The following is a 20,270-nucleotide window of genomic DNA, read 5'->3' as shown; positions in this document are numbered from 1 at the left end:
GGACGACGCATGCGCACCCGGGTCCAGGCCGCACTCCTGCTGTTCGTCGTGATCGCGGTGGCCGCGTTCGCCGTTCCGCTGCTGCTGTTCACCGCGTCCGACCGCACCCAGCAGCTGGTCCTCGCCCGCAGCGCCGACCTCGACCGCTTCGCCTCTCTCATGGACCAGGCCGCGTCGACCGGCGACACCTCGGCCGTCGCCGCCGAGGCGCGGCGCTACACACAGCTGTACGGCGAACCCCTCGTCGTCACCGACACGCGCCGCAACCCCGTCGTCCAGACCGGCGGCATGCGGGCCGCCGACCCGGACGTCGCGCGGCTGCTCGACGCGGCGCTGCGCAACCAGACCGCGCACCCCACGGGGGCGCTGCGCCCCTGGTCACGGGGATCCCGGATGTTCGCCGAGCCCGCGGGCACCGGGACCCGGGTCTCCGGGGCCGTCGTACTGCGGGCCTCGGTCGGGACCGCGGCCGAGGACATCACCCGGCGCTGGGCCGCCGTCCTCGCGGGCGCCGCGCTGGTCGCCGTCGCCTGCACGGTCCTCGCCCGGGCCGCGACGGGCTGGGTCGTCAGCCCGCTGCGCCGCCTCGACCGTGCCGTCGGCCAGCTCGCCGCGGGACTCCCGCCCGAACAGACCCGGGCCGGCGGCCCGCCCGAACTGCGCCAGCTCGCGATCGGCTTCAACCGTATGGCGCGCACGGTCACGGCGGCTCTGGAACAGCAGCGCAGACTCGTCGCCGACACGTCCCACCAGATGCGCAACCCCATGGCGGCGCTGAGGCTCCGCGTCGACGCCCTGCACACCCACCTGCCCGCGTCGGCGAGCCGCACCTACACCGGGGTCACCACCGAGCTCGACCGCCTGGAGACCCTCCTCGACGACATGCTGGCCCTCGCCGCCGCGGAGCACCGGGCCGGGGAACTGACGGTGACCGACGGCTCGGACGCCCGCTGCGACATCACGGCCGTGGCGGTCGCCCAGCACCGTCTGTGGGAGCCGGTCGCCCACCGAGCCGGCGTCCGCCTCACGCTCCGGGCCGCCGCGGACCGGACCATGGCCGCCTGCACGGACCGCGAACTCGCCCAGATCACGGACATCCTCGTGGACAACGCCATCAAGTACGCGGGCCCGGGCGCCGAGATCTCGCTGCGCTGCACCACCGAAGGCCCGCTGGCGGTCCTCATGGTGACCGACGACGGCCCCGGCCTGGGCACGGAGGAACTCACACTGGCCACCACCAGGTTCTGGCGCTCGGGCCGGCAACGACAGGACGGCACGGCGGGTACGGGACTGGGCCTGGCCATCGCCGAACAACTGCTGGCGGGGCGGGGTGGCCGACTGGAGCTGGAACCGGCGCGGCCGCGGGGACTGCGGGCCAGGGCCGTGCTGCCGCGCACGCCGGGCGACGGGGGCGCCCCATGACCCGTCCCGTCGACCGCCGCGCCCTTCTCCGCGCCGCCCTCGGCACGGCGGCCGCCGCCGTCCTCGGAGGCGCGCTCACGGCCGACGCCTCCCGGCAGCTGCCCGGCCCGAGCGGGGTGCTGCGCGTCGCGACCGGAGAGCCCACCGCGTTCTACGCGGCTTTCGGCCACCTCCTCGCCACGGAGCTCGAAGCGGCGTATCCCCGTCTGCGCTGCCACGTCCGTACCACCGCGGGCAGCGTCACCAACATCGAACTGCTCCGCGACCGGCGCGCCGACCTCGCACTCGTCCTCACCGACACCGCACTGGCGGCCCAGGGCGCCGGCCTCTTCCCGCACCCCGTGCCCCTGCGCGCGCTCGGCAGGGTGTACGAGACCTACCTGCAGTTCGTCGTGCGCGCCGACTCGCCCGTGCGCACGGTGTCCGACCTGGCCGGACACACCGTCTCGCTCGGCGCCACCGGATCAGGTGCGGCCGTACTGGGCGACAGGATCCTGCGCGCGGCGGGCTTGTCCCCGGGCACCGGCACCGGCACCGACGCGCCCGTGCGCCACCTCCCGCTGGCCGACGCGGCCGACGCGATGCGGACCGGTTCGGTCGACGCCCTGCTCGTCGCGGGCGGCGTACCGTTGCCCACCCTGACCGACCTCGACGACCGGGTCGGCCTGCGGTTCCTGCCGCTGGCCGGTCTGCTGCCCCGGCTGGGCGGCCGCGACGGCCTGGCCGGGTCGGGCCTGGAGGAGGTGTCCCTGCCGCAGGGCGCGTACCGGTCGGCGGGCGGAGTCGGCACCATCGGAGTGTCCAACCTGCTGGTGTGCCGCCCCGACCTCCCCCGCGGCGTCGCCGACGCGCTGACCCGCCTGCTGGTCCTGCGGGCGAGCGCCCTCGTTCCCGGCAACGCCGTCGGCACTCAGTTCCTCGACGTCGGCAGCCTGACCGGTACGGGCGGCATCGCACTGCACCCCGGCGCGGTCGCGGCGTACCGCTCGCTGCACGGCTGAGTCACTTCGCACGCGGCCCTGGACAGCGGGCCTCCCCGCGACTCGGCCAGAATCTCCCCATGACTACAGAGTTCCACGCGGACCACAGCCTGCTCACCGCCTTACGCCCGGTCTACGCCGGCCGCCACGTCAACACCCATGACCTGCTGGCCTGCGTGAGCAAGGACCCACGGGTCCAGGAGTTCCTCGCACCGTACGGCCTCACGGCACAGGTGGTCCGCAGGGGCGTCGCGGCGATGGACGAGGAGTCGGGTGAGGCCGAGGTGTCCCTGGCCGGAAAGGCGGACCGCTCGCTCACGCTCAGCACGGCCGGTGCGACCGCGCTCGCCCGGTGCCAGGAGGAGCCGTCCGTGACCGGTCAGGGCGCGGAGCGCACGCCGGCCGATCTGCTGGCGGCCCTCCTGGGCGACCCGTCCAGCGGGGCGGTCGGCTACCTGAACGAGTCCGGGGTCGACGTCATCGCACTGCGGCAGGCCGTACGGTCGGGGCAGCCCCCTGCCCAGGAGGACACCGTTCCGCCGGAGCTGCGCTCCACCCGCGACGCCCTGGTGGGCCGCCGCCGCTACAAGCCGCGTGAGCTCGGGCAGTTCTGGACGACGCTCCTCGTCCGGACGGCCCCGTTCAACGCCGCGATACACCCGGTGCTGTGGGCGCGCCTGGAAGCCGGGGAACTCGCCGGACGGCACGGTGGGAAGGTCCGCACCGACGACGTCCTCCTGGGCATGATGAGGACGTACGCGGTCGCGCGGGCCTATCCGCACCTGACGAAGGACGCGAAGGGCGACTACGACGGGGCCGAGGCCCTGGTCGCGGTCGGGGTGGAACACGAACAGATGGGCGCGGTGATGGCGAGCACCGACCTCGGCCGTGACGCGGTGCCGCCCCGGGAGCTGCTCAGGGACACGATGGCCGGCGGTACCTCCGACCTCCTTGCCCGGCTGCTCAGCGAGCCGGACAACCGGAGTGTGCGGCTGTTGGCGGCGCTCGGTGTGGATCCGGCCGATCTCCCGGGCCGTACCGGTCCCTGACCGGCCTGGCACCAGGCGGTCCGGGACGGTGGCCGGGCGCGGGTCGCCCGCGGCGCCGTCCCGGATCCGGTGCGAGCCGGCTCCGTCCGCCCGGAGACCGGGACGAGGAACGTGCCCCGGGTCAGCGGGTGTCGAGCAGGCCGGCGAGCAGTCGGAGCCTCGCCGTCGGGGCCGCCCCCGACGGCGGTGCAGACGACCAGCACCGGCCCCGGGTCGGCGACGGTGGCCGCCCGCGGTGATCGCGGTGGCCGCCCGATTTGCCGGCTCGGAGGTACCGGCTCCCCGTCGGTATGCGTTGCGTGCGCCCTTTCTGCTCCCGCGCGCCCCGGCCGCCGGGTTGGCACGCCGGATTTGCCACGAAAGAGTGAGGGACGCGCCGATTGGCGACCGTTCGTAGCCGTTCGGGCAGGGGAGAGTCCCGGCGGCAGCAGAGGCGGGCGGATGTCACCGAGGGGGATACGCACATGCCGTGGGACGAGCTCAAGCAGGCACTCACCGCGCAGCAGGCCGTGTACGCGCAGGCCGATCCTGTGTGGACGGTGAAGGGGGCGAACGGCGAGTCCTTCCGCGCGCACCCCGCGTTCCTGGAAGGGGTCCGGGTCGCCGGGGCGCTGCCCGCCCTGGTGACCGCGACCGACGGGACGTTCGCCGCCGCGCTCGGGAGGTTGCGGGTGACCTTGGACCGTCACCTGGCGGACGTACCGGAGGCGCGCACCGCCCTCGGGCTCGCCGCCGACCGCTTCACCACTCTGGACGAGCAGATCGCGCTGCTGCGGTACCACGAGTCCGCGAGGTCCCAGCCGGGCGGCGCGAACCCGGTGGTCGCCGCGGCCGGGACGGCGTTCGCCGACCGGCAGCAGGCGGCCACGGTGCTCGACTTCACCCAGCTGCACGCGTTCTTCCTGGCCGCCGTGAGCAACTTCGGCGGAGCCTACGACGCGAACACGTATCCGGGACGGGTGGACGCGATGTACGCCCTGGCGGTGGGCTCACCGGCAGCCGCGGCCGCGGGACCGGTACGGCTGGGCGTGGAAGCGGACTGGGAGACCCACCGGCCGGGATTCGCCCCGACGATCCAGGCCGCGAGGGCGCGGCTCAACTTCCGTACGCCCAACGCCCTGGCCGGGCACGCCCTCAAGCACATCCTGCGCACCACGGCTCAGATTCCCGGCGATCAGGCCGGCGTGAACGGCCTGATCGCCACGTACCTCCAGGATGCCCGCGACAAGATCAACGCCACCGGAGCGGTATCGGTCACCAGTGCCCTGACGCAGACCGGCACCACCCGCACCTACTACTTCGGCATCGTCAACCAGCACGCGACCATGGTCGCGGTCAACTCCTCCGGCGACGCCTGGATCAGCACCTTCTACGCGCCGACGCGCCTCTGAATCGTCCCGCAGCCCCGGCAGGCGCGTGCGGCCGTCCGCGTCGGGCGTGGCGGCCCGGCGCACCGGTCCGGTGGCGGCCGACCGGTACCGGACGACCGCCGCGGCCCGGGTCCGGGCTCGCCCGACGGCCCGGTCCGCGCTGGGGAAGGGGCCACCGGACGGGCTGCGCGCCCCCGCCGAGGAAGCGTGCCGCCCGTCAGGCGGAGCGGCGGTGATGGATCGGCCTGTCCGAACCGGTCAACGGCAGGCCCGTCCCGCCCCGGCGGGCGGCGACGATCTCCGCCGTGATCGACAGAGCGGTCTCCTCCGGCGTACGCCCCCCGAGGTCCAGCCCGATGGGCGACCTCAGCCGCGCCAACTCGTGCTCCTGGAGGCCGATGTCACGCAGCCGTCGGTCCCGGTCGGCGTGGGTGCGGTGGGAACCCATCGCGCCGACGAACGACACCGGCAACCGCAGCGCGACCTCCAGCAGCGGAACGTCGAACTTGGCGTCGTGGGTGAGCACGCACACCACGGTGCGCGCGTCCGTCCGGGTGCCCCGCAGATAGCGGTGCGGCCAGTCCACGACCACCTCGTCGGCCTCGGGGAAGCGCTCCGGGGTGGTGAAGACGGGCCGGGCGTCGCACACGGTGACGTGATAGCCGAGGAACTGGCCGGCCCGGACCAGGGCCGCCGCGAAGTCGACGGCACCGAACACGATCATCCGGGGCGGCGGCACGCTCGTCTCGACGAGCAGGGTGAGGCCGCCGGGGCAGTGCGAGCCGTCCTGCGACAGCTCGACCGTGCCGGTACGGCCTGTGTCGAGCGCGGCGAGGGCCTGCGCCGTGGCAGCGCGGTCGAGGTCCTCGTGCCCGCCGAGCCGGCCCTCGCGGGAGCCGTCGGCGTGCACGAGCATCGCGGCGCCGACAAGAGAGTCAGGACCGCGGACGACCCTCACGAGGGCGACGGGTCCGCCCTGTGCCGAAGCGTCCAGGGCGGAACGCAGCAGCGCACCGACCTGACCGTCCGCCGTGACCGGGGTGACCAGGACGTCGAGGACCCCGCCGCACGTCAGCCCGACGGCGAAAGCGTCCTCGTCGCTGTAGCCGAAGCGCTCCAGCGCACTGTCGCCGGTCTGCAGTGCCTGGGCGCACAGGTCGTAGACCGCTGCCTCCACGCAGCCGCCGGACACCGACCCGATGACGATTCCCTCCCCGTCGACGGCGAGGGCGGCGCCCGGACCGCGTGGCGCGCTGCCGCCGACGGACACGACGGTCGCGACGGCGGCCTTGCGGCCCTCGGCCAGCCACGCGCCCAGCTGCGGCGCGAGGTCAAGCATCGAGGCCGCCCGCCAGGACACGGTCGGGACGGATGGGCAGGCTGCGGTGGCGTACGCCGGTCGCGTGCCACACGGCGTTGGCGACGGCGGCGGCCGCGCCGACGATCCCGATCTCGCCGATGCCCTTGATGCCGACCGGGTCGTCGGGGTCGTCGTCCGCCACCCAGTGCGCCTCGACGCGCGAGACGTCGGCGTGCGTCGCCACGTGGTAGCCCGCGAGATCCGCTCCGACGGGCCCACCGGAGGCCGCGTCGCGCGCGGCTTCCTCGTGCAGGGCCATGGAGATGCCCCAGATCATGCCGCCGGTGAACTGCCCACGCGCCGTGAGGGGGTTGACGATGCGTCCCGCCGCGAACACACCGAGCATGTGCCGTACCCGCACCTCGCCCGTGGCGATGTCGACGGCGACCTCGGCGAACTGCGCGCCGAAGGAGTGCCGTTCCTTCTGCGCGAGGGCGGCGACCGCCTGGGTGGTGTCGGAGCGCACGGTGACGCCCTCGGCCGGGATCGCCGCGCCCGGCACGAGCCGGTCGCGCAGTTCGCCCGCGGCGGCCATGACGGCCCATGCCCAGGACCGGGTGCCCATGGAACCGCCCGCGATCATCGCGGGCCCGAACGCGCTGTCGCCGAGGCGCACCCGTACGCGTTCCGGCGGGACGTCCAGGGCGTCCGCGGCGACCAGGGTGAGGGCGGTCCGCGCGCCGGTGCCGATGTCCGCCGCCGAGATCCGTACGGTGAAGCGGCCGTCGGCCTCGGCGGTGATCGAGGCCGTGGACGGGGCGGCCCCGGCGCCGAAGGAAGCCGCCGCGGTACCGGTGCCGAGCAGCCAGCGCCCCTCGCGGCGCACTCCGGGCCGCGGATCGCGCCGGTCCCAGCCGAAGCGGCGGGCGCCTTCCTCGAAGCAGGCACGCAGATTGCGGCCGGCGAAGGGGAGGCCGGAGACGGGCCCCCGGTCCGGTTCGTTGCGCAGCCGGAGCTCGATCGGGTCGATGCCGCATCCGTGGGCGAGTTCGTCGAGCGCGGCCTCCAGCGCGAAGGACCCCGGCGCCTCGCCCGGCGCGCGCATCCAGGTGGGGCTCGGGACGTCGAGCGGTACGACCTGGTTCTCCGTGCGGTGCGCGTCGGCGTCGTACATCACCCGGGCCACGCCGGCGCTGGGCTCGACGAACTCGTGCACGGTGGAGGTGCGGCTGAGCGAGCGGTGGTCCAGGGCGCGCAGGCGCCCGTCGGTGTCCGCCCCGAGCCTGACCCGCTGGATCGTGGGGCTGCGGTGGCCGGCCAGCGTGAACATCTGGCGGCGGGTCAGGACGACCCGTACCGGACGCCCGACCGTCCTGGACGCCATCACGGCGGCGACCTGATGGGCGCGCACGCCCTTGCTGCCGAAGCCACCGCCGACGTGTTCCGAACGCACCCGCACCGACGCGGGATCGAGCGAGAAGAGGTTCGCGAGTTCCGCGACGACCCAGGTGGCGCCTTGGTTGGAGTCCACCACCTCGAGCCGGCCGGCCTCCCAGCGGGCGGTGGCCGCGTGCGGCTCCATCGGGTGATGGTGCTCTTCCGGTGTGGTGTACGTCGCGTCCACGACGACGGCGGACGCGGCGAGTTCGGCCTCCAGATCACCCTTCTCCGTCACGGCCGGCATATGGCCGTCGGACGGGTGGGCGTCGGGGTGGCCGCCGGTGAACCCGACGTCGTGCGGGTCCTGTTCGTAGTGGACGACAAGGGCCTCGGCGGCCTCGCGCGCCTGCTCGGACGTCTCGGCGACCACCAGCGCCACCGGCCAGCCCAGATGGGGCACCCGGTCGTTCTGGAAGACGGCGCACGTCGGGTCCGGGACGGTGCCCAGCAGGCCGACGTAGTCGGTCTTCAGCGCCGGGGCGTTGCGATGGTCCAGCACGGCGAGGACGCCGGGCAGCGCGAGGACGGCGTCCGCCTCGACGTCCCGGATCCGGCCGCGCGCCACGGTGGACAACGCCAGCCAGCCGTAGGCGAGTTCGGCGAAGGGAATCTCGCCCGCGTACCGGGCCGCACCCGTGACCTTGTCCCGCCCCTCCACGCGGACGTGACCGGTGCCGACGGCGCGGACGGCGGCGAGGGGCGCCTCGGTCGTCGTCATCGGGCGGACTCCTCGGCGAGTTCGCTCAGCACGGCCACGGTCAGGTTGCGCATCAGGGTCACCTTGAATCCGTTGTGCGACAAGGGCCGGGCGGAGGCCAGTTCGGCGTCCGCGGCGGCCGCGAACGACTCCGCCTCGGCGGGCGCCCCGGTGAGGATCCGCTCGGCGGCGCGGGCCCGCCAGGGCCGGGAGGCCACCGCGCCGAACGCAAGGCGCACCTCGCGCACGACACCGTCGCGGACGTCGAGCGCGGCGGCGACCGAGCCGACGGCGAACGCGTAGGACGCGCGCTCGCGCACCTTGCGGTAGCGAGAGCGGGCGGCGACCGGAGCGGGCGGCAGGGTGACGCCGGTGATCAGCGCGCCCGGCGGCAGTGCGGTCTCGCGGTGCGGGGTGTCGGCGACCGGGAGATAGAACCAGCCGAGGGGCAGTTCGCCCGGTCCCTCGGCGGTCTCGTAGTGCACCACGCCGTCGAGGGCCGCCAGCGCGACGGCCATGTCCGACGGGTGCACGGCCACGCAGTGCGTGGAGGCGCCGAGGACCGCGTGGTTGCGGTTCTCGCCCCTGACGGCGGGACAGCCGCTGCCGGGGGTCCGCTTGTTGCAGGGTCCGGTGGTGTCGGTGAAGTAGGCGCAGCGGGTGCGCTGGAGCAGGTTGCCACCGACGGTGGCCATGTTGCGCAGCTGGCCGGAGGCGCCGGCGAGCACCGCCTGCGCCAGAACCGGGTAGCGGGTGCGGACGAGGGGATGGGCGGCGAGGTCGCTGTTGGTGACGGTCGCGCCGATCCGTACGCCGCCGGCCGGGGTCGGCTCGACGCGGTCCAGCGGCAGGCCGCGTACGTCGACCAGCCGTCCCGGACGTTCGACGCCGGTCTTCATCAGGTCGACCAGGTTGGTGCCGCCGGCGAGGTAGCGTGCGTCCGGGTCGGAGCCGAGCAGCGCGACGGCGCCCGGTACGTCGGAGGCCTTCCGGTAGTCGAACTCCCTCATGCCGCGGGCTCCTTCGGTTCCGGTGCGGCACCCGTGCGCGCCACGGCCCCGGATTCCGCGGCGCGGGTGACCGCCTCGACGATCGAGGGGTAGGCGGCGCAGCGGCACAGGTTGCCGCTCATGCGTTCACGGATCTCGTCCGCGGTCAGGGGTGGTGGTCCGGCCGCGGGCCGTACGTCGGCCGAGACGGCGCTCGGCCATCCGGCGGCGTGCTCCGTGAGCACACCGATCGCCGAGCAGATCTGTCCCGGAGTGCAGTAGCCGCACTGGTAGCCGTCTAGATCGAGGAAGGCCTGCTGTACCGGGTGCAGCCGGTCGCCGTCCGCCACGCCCTCGATGGTGGTGATCTCACGTCCTTCGGCGGCGACCGCGAACTGGAGGCAGGCCACGGTCCTGCGACCGTCGACCAGAACGGTGCAGGCTCCGCATTGCCCCTGGTCGCAGCCCTTCTTGGTGCCGGTGAGGTCGAGTCGCTCGCGGAGGGCGTCGAGCAGGGTGGTGCGGTGGTCGACGGGCAGCGTGTGCCGCTCGCCGTTGATGTGCAGGGTGATGACGCTGGACGTCGGTAAGGCCATGAGAGCTTCTTTCGCGCTTCCGGAACCTGGGGCGGCGGCGGCCGGTGCCTGACGACTGCCGAGGTGCGTCGTTCGTGGTGGCGGGGGTGGGCGCACGGGACGGCGCTGACGGTGTTCGCGGACTCCCGCGCGGACCCGGCCGGGGCTATGGTGAACCCAACCGGACAGTCGTCCGCTACCGGCAAACTTAACGGACAGCTGTCCGCTTAGCAAGGGTGGGGTTCGGCCCCGCACTCCCGAGGAGAGTCGAGTGCAGCACAAGAAGGACGCGCCCCTGCGCTCGGACGCACAGCGAAACCGTGAGCGCATTCTCGAGGTGGCACTCGCCGAGCTGACGCTGCGCCCCGACGCCCCGCTCAGCGCGATCGCCAAGAAGGCGGGCGTCGGACAGGGCACCTTCTACCGCAACTTCCCCAACCGCGAGGCCCTCGTCCTGGAGATCTACCGCCACGAGATGCGCCAGGTCGCCGACAGCGCGGCCCAGCTGCTCGACCGGCTGCCGCCGGAGCGGGCCCTGCGCGCCTGGATGGACCGACTGGCCGAGTTCGCCATGACCAAGGCCGGCCTCGCCGACGCCATCCGTCTTGCCACCAGCACGCCCGGCGGCCCCGAGAGGCCGGCGCACACCCCCGTCACCGACGCGGCCGAACTCCTCCTGCGCGCCAACGACGCGGTGGGCGCCATCCGGCCGGGCATGACCCCCGACGACCTGGTCCTCGCCATCGGCGGCCTGTGGCAGATGGCGCCCACGGACGACTGGCGCCCGCGTGCCGCCCGCCTCTTCGACCTCGTCATGGACGGACTGCGCGCCGGGGCGCCCGGGGCGCCCGGAGCCGCCGGTCAGGCCCCGCCGTCCTGACCGGGGCGCCGGACGGCGGGCCGAACCCGCCGTCCATCCCGCTCGTTCGTCGGCCGTCCCGAGGTGAGGTGCCCGGCACGAGTCGACCTGTCGGGTCACCCCCGGGCCACGGCGATGGCTCCCGCGAGCCGCTCTCCCGCCTCGTAGATCATGTAGGGGACTCCGCCGTCGGTGCCGAAGGAGGGTGCGGCGGCACGCCCGTTCTCCGGGGCGGCGCCGCGTGAGCTGTAGAAGACGCCGAGGTGGGTGCGCATGCCGAAGTCGTTGCCGACTTCGGTGATCATGATGTCGCCGCCGCTCGACCTGTCCTTGTTGTAGACGACATAGGTGCTGTCGTCGCGGTGGAGGAGGTGCGGACCGCCGACGTTGACGGCGCCGACATCGCCGTGCCGGATCAGCGGCTGCTGGTCGTAGCTCCAGGTGCGGCCGTCGGCGGACCAGCCCCAGTGGATGTCACGGTGGTCGGTGGTGTTGTTGAGCATGAAGACCATCACGTAGCGGGCGCCGCGTGCGGGCAGGTCGTGGCGGAAGACCCGGGCGTACGACGTCTCCGTGGTGCCCGCCGGGAGCATGGACGTCGACAGCACGACCTTGTCGTACGTGAAGCGGATCCCGTCGGCCGAGCGGGCGAGGCGGGTCGTGGTGTTCTCGCCGTGGAAGTACAGCCAGAACTCCTTGGCGTCCTGGTTCCACAGCACATGGGGCGACGAGACATGGCTGACGGAGTAGTGCCCTGACCACTTGTTGGAGACGATCGGGTTCGCCGGGTACTCCGTGAACGGCCCCTCCAGCGAGTTGCCGTACGCCAGGCAGATCCCACCGGGCGCGTCGTGCGGCGCGTAGTACAGGTAGTAGCGGCCGAGGGGCGAGCTCAGCTTGTCGTAGACGCCCCGGACACAGGGGAAGATGATCTCGCCGGTGGGGTTGTACTCGAGCTGGGACGCCGTCAGAAGAGTGCGGACGTAGGTGTAGTCGGGGAATCCGCCGGGCGCCGCGGCCGCGGGCTGGGCACCCGGCACGGTACCGACGGTGAGAGCGGCTCCGGTGGCGGCGCCGGCGCGCAGGAAGAGCCGCCGGTCGAGGTGTGGCTCGTGCATGGTGGGCTCCGATGACTTGAGGGATCGCGGCTCACGCAGCCCCGCGGGCCCGGAAGGGTCCCGTCGGCCCCGAGGTCTGCTCAGAGGTCCGCTCAGAGGTAGGTGGCGGCGGTGACGCACAGGCCGCCCAGGGCGACCGCCCACACGTACGGCAGCGTGCGCGCCATGACCTGCTGGGGAGTGACGCCCGCGTACTGGGCACTCCACACGGTCTGGGTGCTGGTCGGGTCGGCGACGCCGAAGACCTGGTTGTACGAGGTGGCCATGCCGAGGACGGCGACCGCGGGATAGATGCCGGCGGCGATGAGGACGCCGGCGATACCCGCGCCGAGCCCGAACACGTTGAGCGGGCCGCGGTAGAGGCACAGCGGGACGAGAAGGGTGAAGACGAGGACGAACAGCACGGGGTGCTGCGGACTGACGGCCTTGACGAGCGGTTCGAGGGCGTCCACGGTGCCGGGCAGTTTCACCGCCGCGAGCAGGATGCCGATGGCGATGAACAGGGCGATCGGCGGGGCGGCCACCTCGAAGCCGCCGTACAGGGTGCGCAGCAGCCGCTTGTTCATCTCGCCGGGCCGGGTCGTCGTGGCCAGCGCGTACAGGACGCCCGCCGACAGCGAGGGGATGATGGCGAGTTCGAAGCCCAGGGCGAGGACGAGCGGGACGGCGGGGGCGAGCAGCGCGTACCAGGGCGCGTCGCCCAGCTCCGCGCGCCGTGAACGAGGCTTCGTGCCGGAGGAGTCGACGGCCTTGAGCGACCAGGCATGTTCGGTGCCGCGCCGGCGGGACTCGACGAGGACGAACGCGAGGGCGGCGACGAGGGCGAACGGGAAGAGCTTCACCATGAAGTCGCGCACTGTCGGGACCGGCAGATCCAGCGCGGTGGAGAAGAACTGCCACACCGGCAGCTCGAAGGGGATGCCCACGGCGATGCCCATCAGCACCGTGCCCGCGGCGGTCACCTTGGGCACGCCGACCGCGATCATGGCGGGGATGCCGATGATGCCGGCGAGCATGGCTGCGGGTGCCGAGCCGGTGACCGTTCCGACGAGCGCGGACACCGCGAGGACGCCGAGGGCCACCACGGTCGGGCGGTCACCGCCGAACTCGACGATTCTGCGGACCAGCGTGCCCGCGATACCGGTCTCGTCGAGGAGCTTGCCCAGCCAGGAGCCCAGAATGATCGCGATCATGGTGGCGGCCAGGGTCGGCGCGCCTTCCTGGAGAACGGTGTCCAGCACGCTGTTCTCGCCGGTGAGGGGTGCCCCGGCGAGGAAGGCGATCACGACGGCGAGCAGCACCAGCGCGAAGGCGGTGGGGAGTCTGCGGGTGAGCATCAGGCCGACGCCGGCGGCCATGACGAGGAGGATGACGACACCCATGGGTCAGTTCTCTCTTCCGGGCCGGATGAGCGCCGAGCGGAGCGCGGCGGTGAGGAGCAGCGGGCTTCGGCCGAGCCCGCAGACGGTTCTGGCGTAGGCGTGGGCGGCGACCTCTTCGGCCCCGGCGACATGGCCGGCCACGCGACGGCGACCGAGGCGCAGCACGGTGTGGTCGAGTGCCTGCTTGAGCGCGGCCTTCGCCGGGCCGTCGTGGAGGTAGGCGTGCACGGCCTCGTGGGCGAGCGCGGCCGCGCGCACCGAGCCCGGCGGGTACCAGGCACGCCAGCCACGGGCGTCGACCACCTCCTCGGCGAGCGCGAGGGTGTCGGTGTAGAGCTCGACCGTCGGGGGCCGTGATGTGTAGCGGGCGAGCAGCATCCGCTCCAGGCCGTCGTCCCGCTCGATCACGCGCGCGGTGGACGGGACGGGGGCGAGCCGGGACCCGAACTCGTCGGCTCTACGGGCCCATTGGCGCAGCAGCTCGCGGTCGCGGCCCTCGTGGGTGGGCGTGGCGGCCAGCAGCCGGACGGCCCACTCGACGTCGTCGACGGCCGCGGGATCCGTCGACTCCCGCTCCACAAAAGTGGGTTCGGGGGCCGTCATGACCGCACTTCCAGGACGGCGACCACGGGCTCGTCGGCCGCGCGGGTCCGCAACTCGCTGCGGGCCAGCGCCAGCAGAGGCTGCGGATCGAGGACTCCGGACAGGTCGGCGATGCGGGAGCCGAGCAGCAGCCGCAGGGCGGGAGCGCGCACTCCGCCGTCGCCGTACGAGGTGGACTCGCCCACCAGCCGGGCGAGCACCTCGGGGGCGCCGGCCACGGTGGTGGTCTCCACGCGGGCGTCGGCGGCGTGGTGGCGTACGACGCCGTCCATGTCGACGATCCGTACGGGCCGCCGGGTCGGCCGCAGACGGCGGTGCGTCCGCGTGCCGTAGACGGTGTGGGCGGCGGTGCCCGCCAGGACGTGGACCGCCGCGGGGTCGGCCTTGAGACTGGCCGCCGCGGCACGCAGCCGCTCGGTGTCGTCGGCGCGATGGGACCGGTCGTGGGTGCGCAGTTCGGTGGCGCCGGTGGCGACCGCCCGCACGGTGCTGGTCTGCGGGTCGACGGTGACTTCGACCTCGACGCCCTCGGCGGCGGCGCCCTGGGCGACGACCGCCCGCTCCGCCTCGGCGCGGACGGCGAGGATCTGCTCCTGCGAAGCGCCGGGCACGATCCGCTCGACCTGTTCCCGTACGAGCGCGAGGGCCACTCCGATGGGGCTGATGACCTCGTTGTGGCGGGCGATCCGCCCCTCCATGCCGCTGGTGTGCGCGAGGTGCGGGGTGACGGACGCGGCACCGCCGCCTCCGCCGACCAGTACCGCGGTGTCCCTGTCGAGGCGGTAGTCGCGGATCATGGCGTCCACCACCGTCTTCACCTGGGCGATGCCCGCGTCGAGGATCCGCGCGGCCGCGGTCGCCACGTCGGTACCGAGCACGGCGGCCAGCGGGGCGATCGCGGCGCGTGCGGTCTCCGGGTCGCAGTGGGCGAAGTCGCCCTCGGGGACGCGGCCGAGGGCATTGGCGGCACAGGTCGTGGTGACGGCGAACCGCCCGCCCGCCGCGTCGATCACGGCGTAGTCGGCGGGGTCGCCTTCCATGGGCCGGACGGTGTCCACCCGGGCGTCGCGCAACTGGTCGGGGGAGGCGAAGCAGGCGTACGGCAGCCCCGCTATATGGGCGCTGCGCGGCCCCACGCCCGTCACCCGGCCTTCGCCGATCCGCACCATGGACCCGCCGCCGACACCGACCGTGCGCACGTCGAGGGCGCTCAGACACGAGGTCCTGCCGAGGACGGTGGCGTGCCGGACGGCGACCCTGCCGCGGCGTACGACGCTGATGTCGGTCGACGTGCCCCCGGTCTCCAGGAACACGCCCTCGCTCACCCGCTCCTGCATCAGGGCGCCCGCGACTCCGGCGGCCGGTCCCGACAGCACCGTCAGAAGCGGTCGGCGACGCATCTCGTCGAGAGCCATCACACCGCCGTCGCAGCGCATCACCATCAGGGGAGCGGTCACGCCCGCCTTGGTGATGGAGGCGTCGACGAGGTCGGCGGTGGCCAGCATGCGGGGCAGGATCGCCGCGTTGACCACGGCCGTGCGGGTGCGCTTGTGCAGTCCGTACAGCGAGGTGATCTCGTGCGCGGCCGTCATCGGAAGTCCGTACGGCCGTCCCGCGTCCAGGACCGCCTGCTCGCCCTCGGGCCGGTCGACGCTGAACGGCTGGCTGGCGACCAGGACTTGAGCGCCTTCGCCCGTCAGCCGCTCGACGGCACGCCGGACGGCCGCCGTGTCGTCGGGGTCGGCGACATGTGCGTAGGCCAGCGGGAGCCTTTTGCCGGGGGCGAGTTCGAGCTTGCCGAACGAGGCGAGGCGGCGGGTGAACACCGCCGAGGGGCCGGCCCCGATGCCGATCAGTCCGACGGTCGCCACGTCGCCCTCCAGCAGGGCGTTGGTGGCCTGGGTCGTGCCGTGCGCCAGGAAGGCGACGTCGGTCGGGGCGCGGCCGGTCTGTTCCAGGAGCCGGTCGAGCGCCTCGACGATGCCGTGCGCGACGCCGTCCTCGTGGTGGTGGCTGGTGGGGACCTTGACCTGTCCCAGGAGTTCGAGGGTCGTGGCGTCCACGGCCACGGCGTCGGTGAAGGTTCCGCCCACGTCGATGCCGACGCGGATGCGGGGTGTGTTCATGTCCGGGCACCTCCTTGTGCTGGATCGGTTCGCGCGGGCTGTCGCCGGGCGGCGCGGATGGAGCCGCCGCGCCCGGAACTTCCCGTCCGTGCGGGGGTGTTCAGTAGCCGCGTACGTCCGGCCAGTGGCGTTGCACTCCGTCGCGGTCGAGCAGCCGCGCGAAGTCCTCGAACCGCTTGTCCTCGGCCTGGACCTGGTGCGGCTCGACGTCCTCGGCCAGGCAGTGGGCGGCCAGCGCACCGGCGACCTCGCCGACGTTCCACTCCACCGGGTGGAGCCGGTAACAGCCGTTGGTGATGTGGGTGGTGCCGATGTTCTTGCCGGCGGGCAGCAGGTTGCGCACCCGGCGCGGCACGAGCGCGCCGAGCGGGATCTCGAACGGCACGGACCCGATGTCGATGTAGTTGTCGCCGCCGGTCGAGGGGTGCAGGTCGATGCGGTACCCGCCCACGCCGACGGAGTCCCGGTGCCGGGTGCCGCCGTACGGGCCGACCAGGTCGATCGCCACGTCGTGCTCGGTGACGGTGGTGACGGCCTTGATACGGCGGGACTCGCGGACGTACGCCGCCTTGGCCAGGCCGTCCGCCGTGCCGGTCACGTCCGGGCGGATCCGCAGGCCCGGGAAGCCGGTGCCGCCGTCGGGGCGCGGCGCCTCGGTCTGCAGCCAGTACAGCAGTGACAGCGACAACTGCCGTGCCTCGCGCAGCGCTTCGGCCTCCTGGCCGATGTACGGCTTGAGCCAGTAGTCGTTGAGCGGCCAGTTGACGAGTGTGATGTCGGAATCGAAGGCGCCCGGCGCGTGCAGCTTGCGCGCGAGGACACGGCGAAAGCCCCACAGCTCTCTGTCGCCGGCATCCGCGCTCTGGTCGGCGGAGACACCGAGCGGGTCCAGATCCGGATTCGGTACGAAGGTCCGCGGCAGCGGCTCCAGCGTGCGGGGATCGGGAGCCTCGAAGCCGAGCAGCGGGCCGGGCCAGAACGAGGGCCGGTAGGTGCGCCAGAGGTCGAAGTCCTGCGGGCGGTCGATCGTGTGGTCCTGGCCCTCGTGGTGGGAGAGCGCGAAGCAGACCGTGATGCCCTGCTGGTTGTCGGGCCGGGCCGCGTCCGGGGCGTGCGGCTCGTCGAACTCGGCGCGTGCCTCGGCCCCGTTCGCGTGCTCGACGCCCGCCAGATGCAGGAGTTCGCCCGTCTCGGTGGCGTCCAGGACATAGCGCGCCGTGAGGGTGTGACGTGTTCCGTCGCGCAGGTCCTGCAAGGTCACCGACCGTACGACATCGTTGTCGTACTCGGCGGAGACCGGCCGGTGCTCGGTGAGTACCGTCAGCCGGCCTGCCGCCCGGTGGGGCGCGAGCATGCCCTCCAGGACGGCGAGGGCGACCCTCGGTTCGTGACAGAGCTTGCTGACACGGCCCGCTCCCGGGTTGAGGTCGGTGAGCGCCAGGGCCTCGGCCCGCAGCGGGTACCAGTGGCGGTAGTACCGCCGGATCTCCTCGCGCAGCCGCCGGTAGGAGCCGGTCGTGCCGAACCGCTCCACCCACGGGTGCTCGTCGGGTGGTACCGCCTGGCTGGTGAGCTGGCCGCCGATCCAGTCCGTCTCCTCGGTGAGCACGACGCTGCGTCCTGCCCGGCAGGCCGCGAGAGCGGCGGCCACGCCACCGAGGCCACCGCCCACGACGAGGATGTCCGCTTCGGGTATCACGCTTCTCCTTGCCGCCGGATCAGGTTCACTGGACGCGAGGCCGGTAGGGGCGCTGCTCAGGTACGGGCCGGCGGCGGACCGGTCGTCGGGCCCGGACGGAAGACACAGCCGACGAGTGGCTCCCGCGCCTCCTCTCCCGCGACGAGCGCTGCCAGCAACCGCACGGCAGCGGCGCCCAACTGCGGCCGGGGGATGTCGAATCCGGTCGGTACGGGCTCGCTCGCCAGATCGGAGGGCGGGCTGCCGAGCAGAGCGAGGGACACCTCCGCGGGGCAGTCGAGGCCCGCCTCGCGCACGGCGGCGAGCAGACCTCGCCAGGCCGCCCCGGTGTCGGTCTCCTCCGCGACGAAGGCCGTCACCCCTTCGTCGGCCCAGGCGCGCAGCCGTTCGGGCGTGAGCTCCCGCTGCGGATCGGCGGACCGGAAGACGGTCGCGGGCCCGGAGGGCAGACCTGCCGCCTCCAGCCCCTCCAGGAAGCCGCGCTGACGGTCCGCCGAGGCGGGCGCGTCGTCGTCCTCCCGGACGAGGACGATCCGCCGGTGCCCCAACCCGGCCAGACGGCCCACGACGTCACGGGTGGCTTCGACATAGTCCGCGCCCACCCATGCCACACCCTCCAACTCCTCACGGCGGCCCAGGTGCACGACGGGGAAGCCGTCCTCGACCAGTCGCTTGAGCTCCGTCCGGGGCGTGTGCCGGCCGATGAACAGACAGCCGTCGGCGAGCCGGACCCGGCTCAGGGCGTCGGGACCCGAGGCCCCGGCGCCGCCGGTGCTCGACCCGGTGAACAGCACCAGGTCGTAGCCGAGCGCCGCCGCCTCGCGCTCCACGCCTACCAGGAAGGGGTAGTAGGAGTGCTGCACATCGGTGGGGAACGTGGCGGTGAAGCTGAAGACGCCGAGGAGGTTGTTGCGGGCCGCGGCCAGCCGGCGGGCGGCCGGGTCGGGCACATAGCCCAGGCTGCGGGCTGCCTCCAGGACCCGTCGCCGGGTCTCCTCGGAGATGATGGGTCCCTTGCCGTCGGGCTTCGGCGAGAGCACCAGGGACACGGTCGCCTGGGACACTCCCGCGAGCCGGGCCACCTCGGCCTGCCGTGGCCGTGCCGTACGTCCGGCCGGCGCGGGTGCCCGTCCGGGCCGCTTCCTGGGTTCCACAGTGGTACCTCTCCTGTTAATGCGTATTACCTAATGCGCATTACTGGAGACTGCACCTCCCCGCCCGACAGGGTCAAGGCTCGGGACAGAAGTTGCCGCACAACCGAACGGCACCGGTGAGGCGGACCCCCGGTGGCAGTGCGGGCGGACCGCAGGGGCAGCCGCTGTCGGCGACCTGCCTGCCCTTGACGTCCGGCGAACAACTGTCGCTGGGCACAGCCCCGGCCTCGGGTGCCCGGGTGCGGGTGCCCGGAGCGGCGTATCCCTGTACGCGGAGGTAAGTGGAAGGCTTGGGGCATGGGCCTTCGATCATGGCTGGACTTGCGGCGTTCCTGGCGGCCGGGTCATGCCCCCGCGCTGGTCGTGATCCCCGTGGGGCTGATCGTCACGGTCTGCGTGGTGGATATTCTCGCGCCGCCGCACATCCACCTCGGTCCACTGCTGGTCGCGGCGCCCGCGATCACGGTCGCGTTCGCCGGCGCCCGCGTCACGGCGCTGATGGGGGCTCTCGCGGTGGCCGCCCAGGTGCTGATCGGCGTGCTCAGAGGGGTCCTTCCCACCGCCAACATCCAGGCCCAGATCACTGCGCTGATCGTCGTCTCCATCGTCTGTGTCACCGTCTGTGTGGTGCGGGACCGGCGTGAGCGGCAGTTGCAGCGGGTGCGGTCGGTGGCCGAGGCGGCGCAGAGTGTGCTGCTGCGGCCACTGCCCGCCCGCACCGGCCCGCTGCGGATCGCCAGTCTCTACCTTCCCGCCGAAGAAGAGGCCGAGCTGGGCGGAGACCTGTACGCGGCCGCACGGACGGTCCACCACAGCACCCGGCTCCTCATGGGCGATGTGCGCGGCAACGGCCTGGCCGCGATCAACAACGCCGCCCTGCTGCTCGGCGCCTTCCGCGCGGCCGCACATCGACAGGCCACGCTCCCGCGCCTCGCCGTCCACCTGGACGCCGCGTTCCGCTGGGACACCAGCCAGTGGCGATCACAGGCGGAACAGGACACCGACGAGGACTTCGCCACCGCCCTGTTGCTCGACATCCCCGACCACGATCCGGTCGTCCACCTCATCACCTGCGGCCACCCGCCGCCGCTCCTCCTGCGGGGGAACCAGATCACTCCGCTCCTGCCCGAGGCGAGCCATCTCCCGATCGGATTCGGCGGCCTCTTCGGCATCTCCGCCTACGACGTCCAGACGTTCCCGTTCGAGGTCGGTGACCTGCTGCTCCTCTACACGGACGGCGTCATCGAAGCACGCAACGCCGGCGGAGACTTCTACCCCTTCACCGAACGGGCGCCCGACTGGACCAAGGACGACCCGGAAGAACTGCTGCGCCTTCTCCGGGACGACCTGATCGCCCACGTCCAGGGACACCTCAACGACGACGCGGCCGTAGTCGCGATCCGCCGGCTGGCGGTCTGACACCCGATCATCCGGTCGACCGTGTGGTGGCCATCGGCGGTACGGGACCATCACGGTAGGCCGGAGGCCTTCTGCCCGACCCGGGGTG

The 20,270-nt window shown here is 73.2% G+C and carries 16 protein-coding genes; 6 read left to right on the top strand and 10 right to left on the bottom strand.

Features of this window, described 5'->3' with window-relative positions; all coding sequences use genetic code 11:
* The first annotated feature begins 9 nt into the window (after nt 1–9).
* From ABT070_RS31050 to ABT070_RS31035, 4 genes are all read left to right on the top strand, one after another.
* A complete protein-coding gene (locus tag ABT070_RS31050; protein ID WP_351765407.1) occupies nt 10–1,422 on the top strand; it encodes a sensor histidine kinase in 1,413 nt (470 codons plus the stop codon).
* Complete coding sequence (locus tag ABT070_RS31045; protein ID WP_351765405.1) at nt 1,419–2,423, top strand: TAXI family TRAP transporter solute-binding subunit; 1,005 nt, start codon at nt 1,419–1,421, stop codon at nt 2,421–2,423. The genes ABT070_RS31050 and ABT070_RS31045 overlap by 4 nt, the downstream gene beginning before the upstream one ends.
* Before the next feature lie 59 nt (nt 2,424–2,482).
* Nucleotides 2,483–3,451: a Clp protease N-terminal domain-containing protein gene (locus ABT070_RS31040; RefSeq protein ID WP_351765404.1), complete on the top strand. Its 969-nt coding sequence runs from the start codon at nt 2,483–2,485 to the stop codon at nt 3,449–3,451.
* A gap of 464 nt (nt 3,452–3,915) precedes the next feature.
* Nucleotides 3,916–4,842, top strand: coding sequence for a hypothetical protein (locus ABT070_RS31035; protein WP_351765402.1), 927 nt, complete (start codon nt 3,916–3,918; stop codon nt 4,840–4,842).
* 196 nt (nt 4,843–5,038) lie between these two features.
* Here ABT070_RS31035 and ABT070_RS31030 read toward each other — a convergent pair whose 3' ends face one another.
* Genes ABT070_RS31030 through ABT070_RS31015 form a run of 4 tightly spaced genes read right to left on the bottom strand, consistent with a single transcriptional unit; the run spans nt 5,039 to nt 9,843 of the window.
* Nucleotides 5,039–6,160, bottom strand: a complete 1,122-nt coding sequence (locus tag ABT070_RS31030; RefSeq protein ID WP_351765401.1) for an XdhC family protein — start codon at nt 6,158–6,160, stop codon at nt 5,039–5,041.
* Nucleotides 6,153–8,279: a xanthine dehydrogenase family protein molybdopterin-binding subunit gene (locus ABT070_RS31025; protein WP_351765400.1), complete on the bottom strand. Its 2,127-nt coding sequence runs from the start codon at nt 8,277–8,279 to the stop codon at nt 6,153–6,155. The genes ABT070_RS31030 and ABT070_RS31025 overlap by 8 nt, the downstream gene beginning before the upstream one ends.
* A complete protein-coding gene (locus tag ABT070_RS31020) occupies nt 8,276–9,268 on the bottom strand; it encodes an FAD binding domain-containing protein (protein WP_351765399.1) in 993 nt (330 codons plus the stop codon). Before ABT070_RS31020 ends, ABT070_RS31025 begins: the two co-directional genes overlap by 4 nt.
* Nucleotides 9,265–9,843 carry a (2Fe-2S)-binding protein gene (locus tag ABT070_RS31015; RefSeq protein ID WP_351765398.1) on the bottom strand — a complete coding sequence of 193 codons (579 nt, stop codon included), beginning with the start codon at nt 9,841–9,843 and terminating at the stop codon, nt 9,265–9,267. Before ABT070_RS31015 ends, ABT070_RS31020 begins: the two co-directional genes overlap by 4 nt.
* A gap of 250 nt (nt 9,844–10,093) precedes the next feature.
* Between ABT070_RS31015 and ABT070_RS31010 the strand changes: the two genes are divergently transcribed.
* Complete coding sequence (locus ABT070_RS31010) at nt 10,094–10,702, top strand: TetR/AcrR family transcriptional regulator (RefSeq protein ID WP_351765396.1); 609 nt, start codon at nt 10,094–10,096, stop codon at nt 10,700–10,702.
* Between the two features lie 95 nt (nt 10,703–10,797).
* Here the strand turns inward: ABT070_RS31010 and ABT070_RS31005 are convergent, their stop codons facing one another.
* From ABT070_RS31005 to ABT070_RS30980, 6 genes are all read right to left on the bottom strand, one after another.
* Nucleotides 10,798–11,799 carry a hypothetical protein gene (locus ABT070_RS31005; protein ID WP_351765394.1) on the bottom strand — a complete coding sequence of 334 codons (1,002 nt, stop codon included), beginning with the start codon at nt 11,797–11,799 and terminating at the stop codon, nt 10,798–10,800.
* Between the two features lie 92 nt (nt 11,800–11,891).
* The gene (locus tag ABT070_RS31000) at nt 11,892–13,181 is read right to left on the bottom strand and encodes a TRAP transporter large permease (RefSeq protein ID WP_351765392.1); all 1,290 of its coding nucleotides are present in this window, start codon (nt 13,179–13,181) and stop codon (nt 11,892–11,894) included.
* 3 nt (nt 13,182–13,184) lie between these two features.
* Nucleotides 13,185–13,784, bottom strand: a complete 600-nt coding sequence (locus ABT070_RS30995) for a hypothetical protein (protein WP_351765391.1) — start codon at nt 13,782–13,784, stop codon at nt 13,185–13,187.
* Nucleotides 13,781–15,910 (bottom strand): hydantoinase/oxoprolinase family protein, encoded by a 2,130-nt coding sequence (locus ABT070_RS30990; RefSeq protein ID WP_351765390.1) that lies wholly within the window; start codon nt 15,908–15,910, stop codon nt 13,781–13,783. The genes ABT070_RS30995 and ABT070_RS30990 overlap by 4 nt, the downstream gene beginning before the upstream one ends.
* Nucleotides 15,911–16,010: 100 nt before the next feature.
* Nucleotides 16,011–17,609 carry an FAD-dependent oxidoreductase gene (locus tag ABT070_RS30985; protein WP_351765389.1) on the bottom strand — a complete coding sequence of 533 codons (1,599 nt, stop codon included), beginning with the start codon at nt 17,607–17,609 and terminating at the stop codon, nt 16,011–16,013.
* Between the two features lie 56 nt (nt 17,610–17,665).
* Complete coding sequence (locus ABT070_RS30980) at nt 17,666–18,691, bottom strand: LacI family DNA-binding transcriptional regulator (RefSeq protein WP_451102043.1); 1,026 nt, start codon at nt 18,689–18,691, stop codon at nt 17,666–17,668.
* Nucleotides 18,692–19,060: 369 nt separating this feature from the next.
* Here ABT070_RS30980 and ABT070_RS30975 point away from each other — a divergent pair, with 369 nt between their 5' ends.
* Complete coding sequence (locus ABT070_RS30975; protein ID WP_351765387.1) at nt 19,061–20,182, top strand: PP2C family protein-serine/threonine phosphatase; 1,122 nt, start codon at nt 19,061–19,063, stop codon at nt 20,180–20,182.
* Nucleotides 20,183–20,270: the final 88 nt, after the last annotated feature.

It is taken from the genome of Streptomyces sp. NPDC002884 (genome assembly GCF_040295245.1).
Lineage (GTDB): Bacteria > Actinomycetota > Actinomycetes > Streptomycetales > Streptomycetaceae > Streptomyces.
Note: the sequence above shows the minus strand (reverse complement) of the source record. Positions and strands in the feature narration are given on the sequence as shown.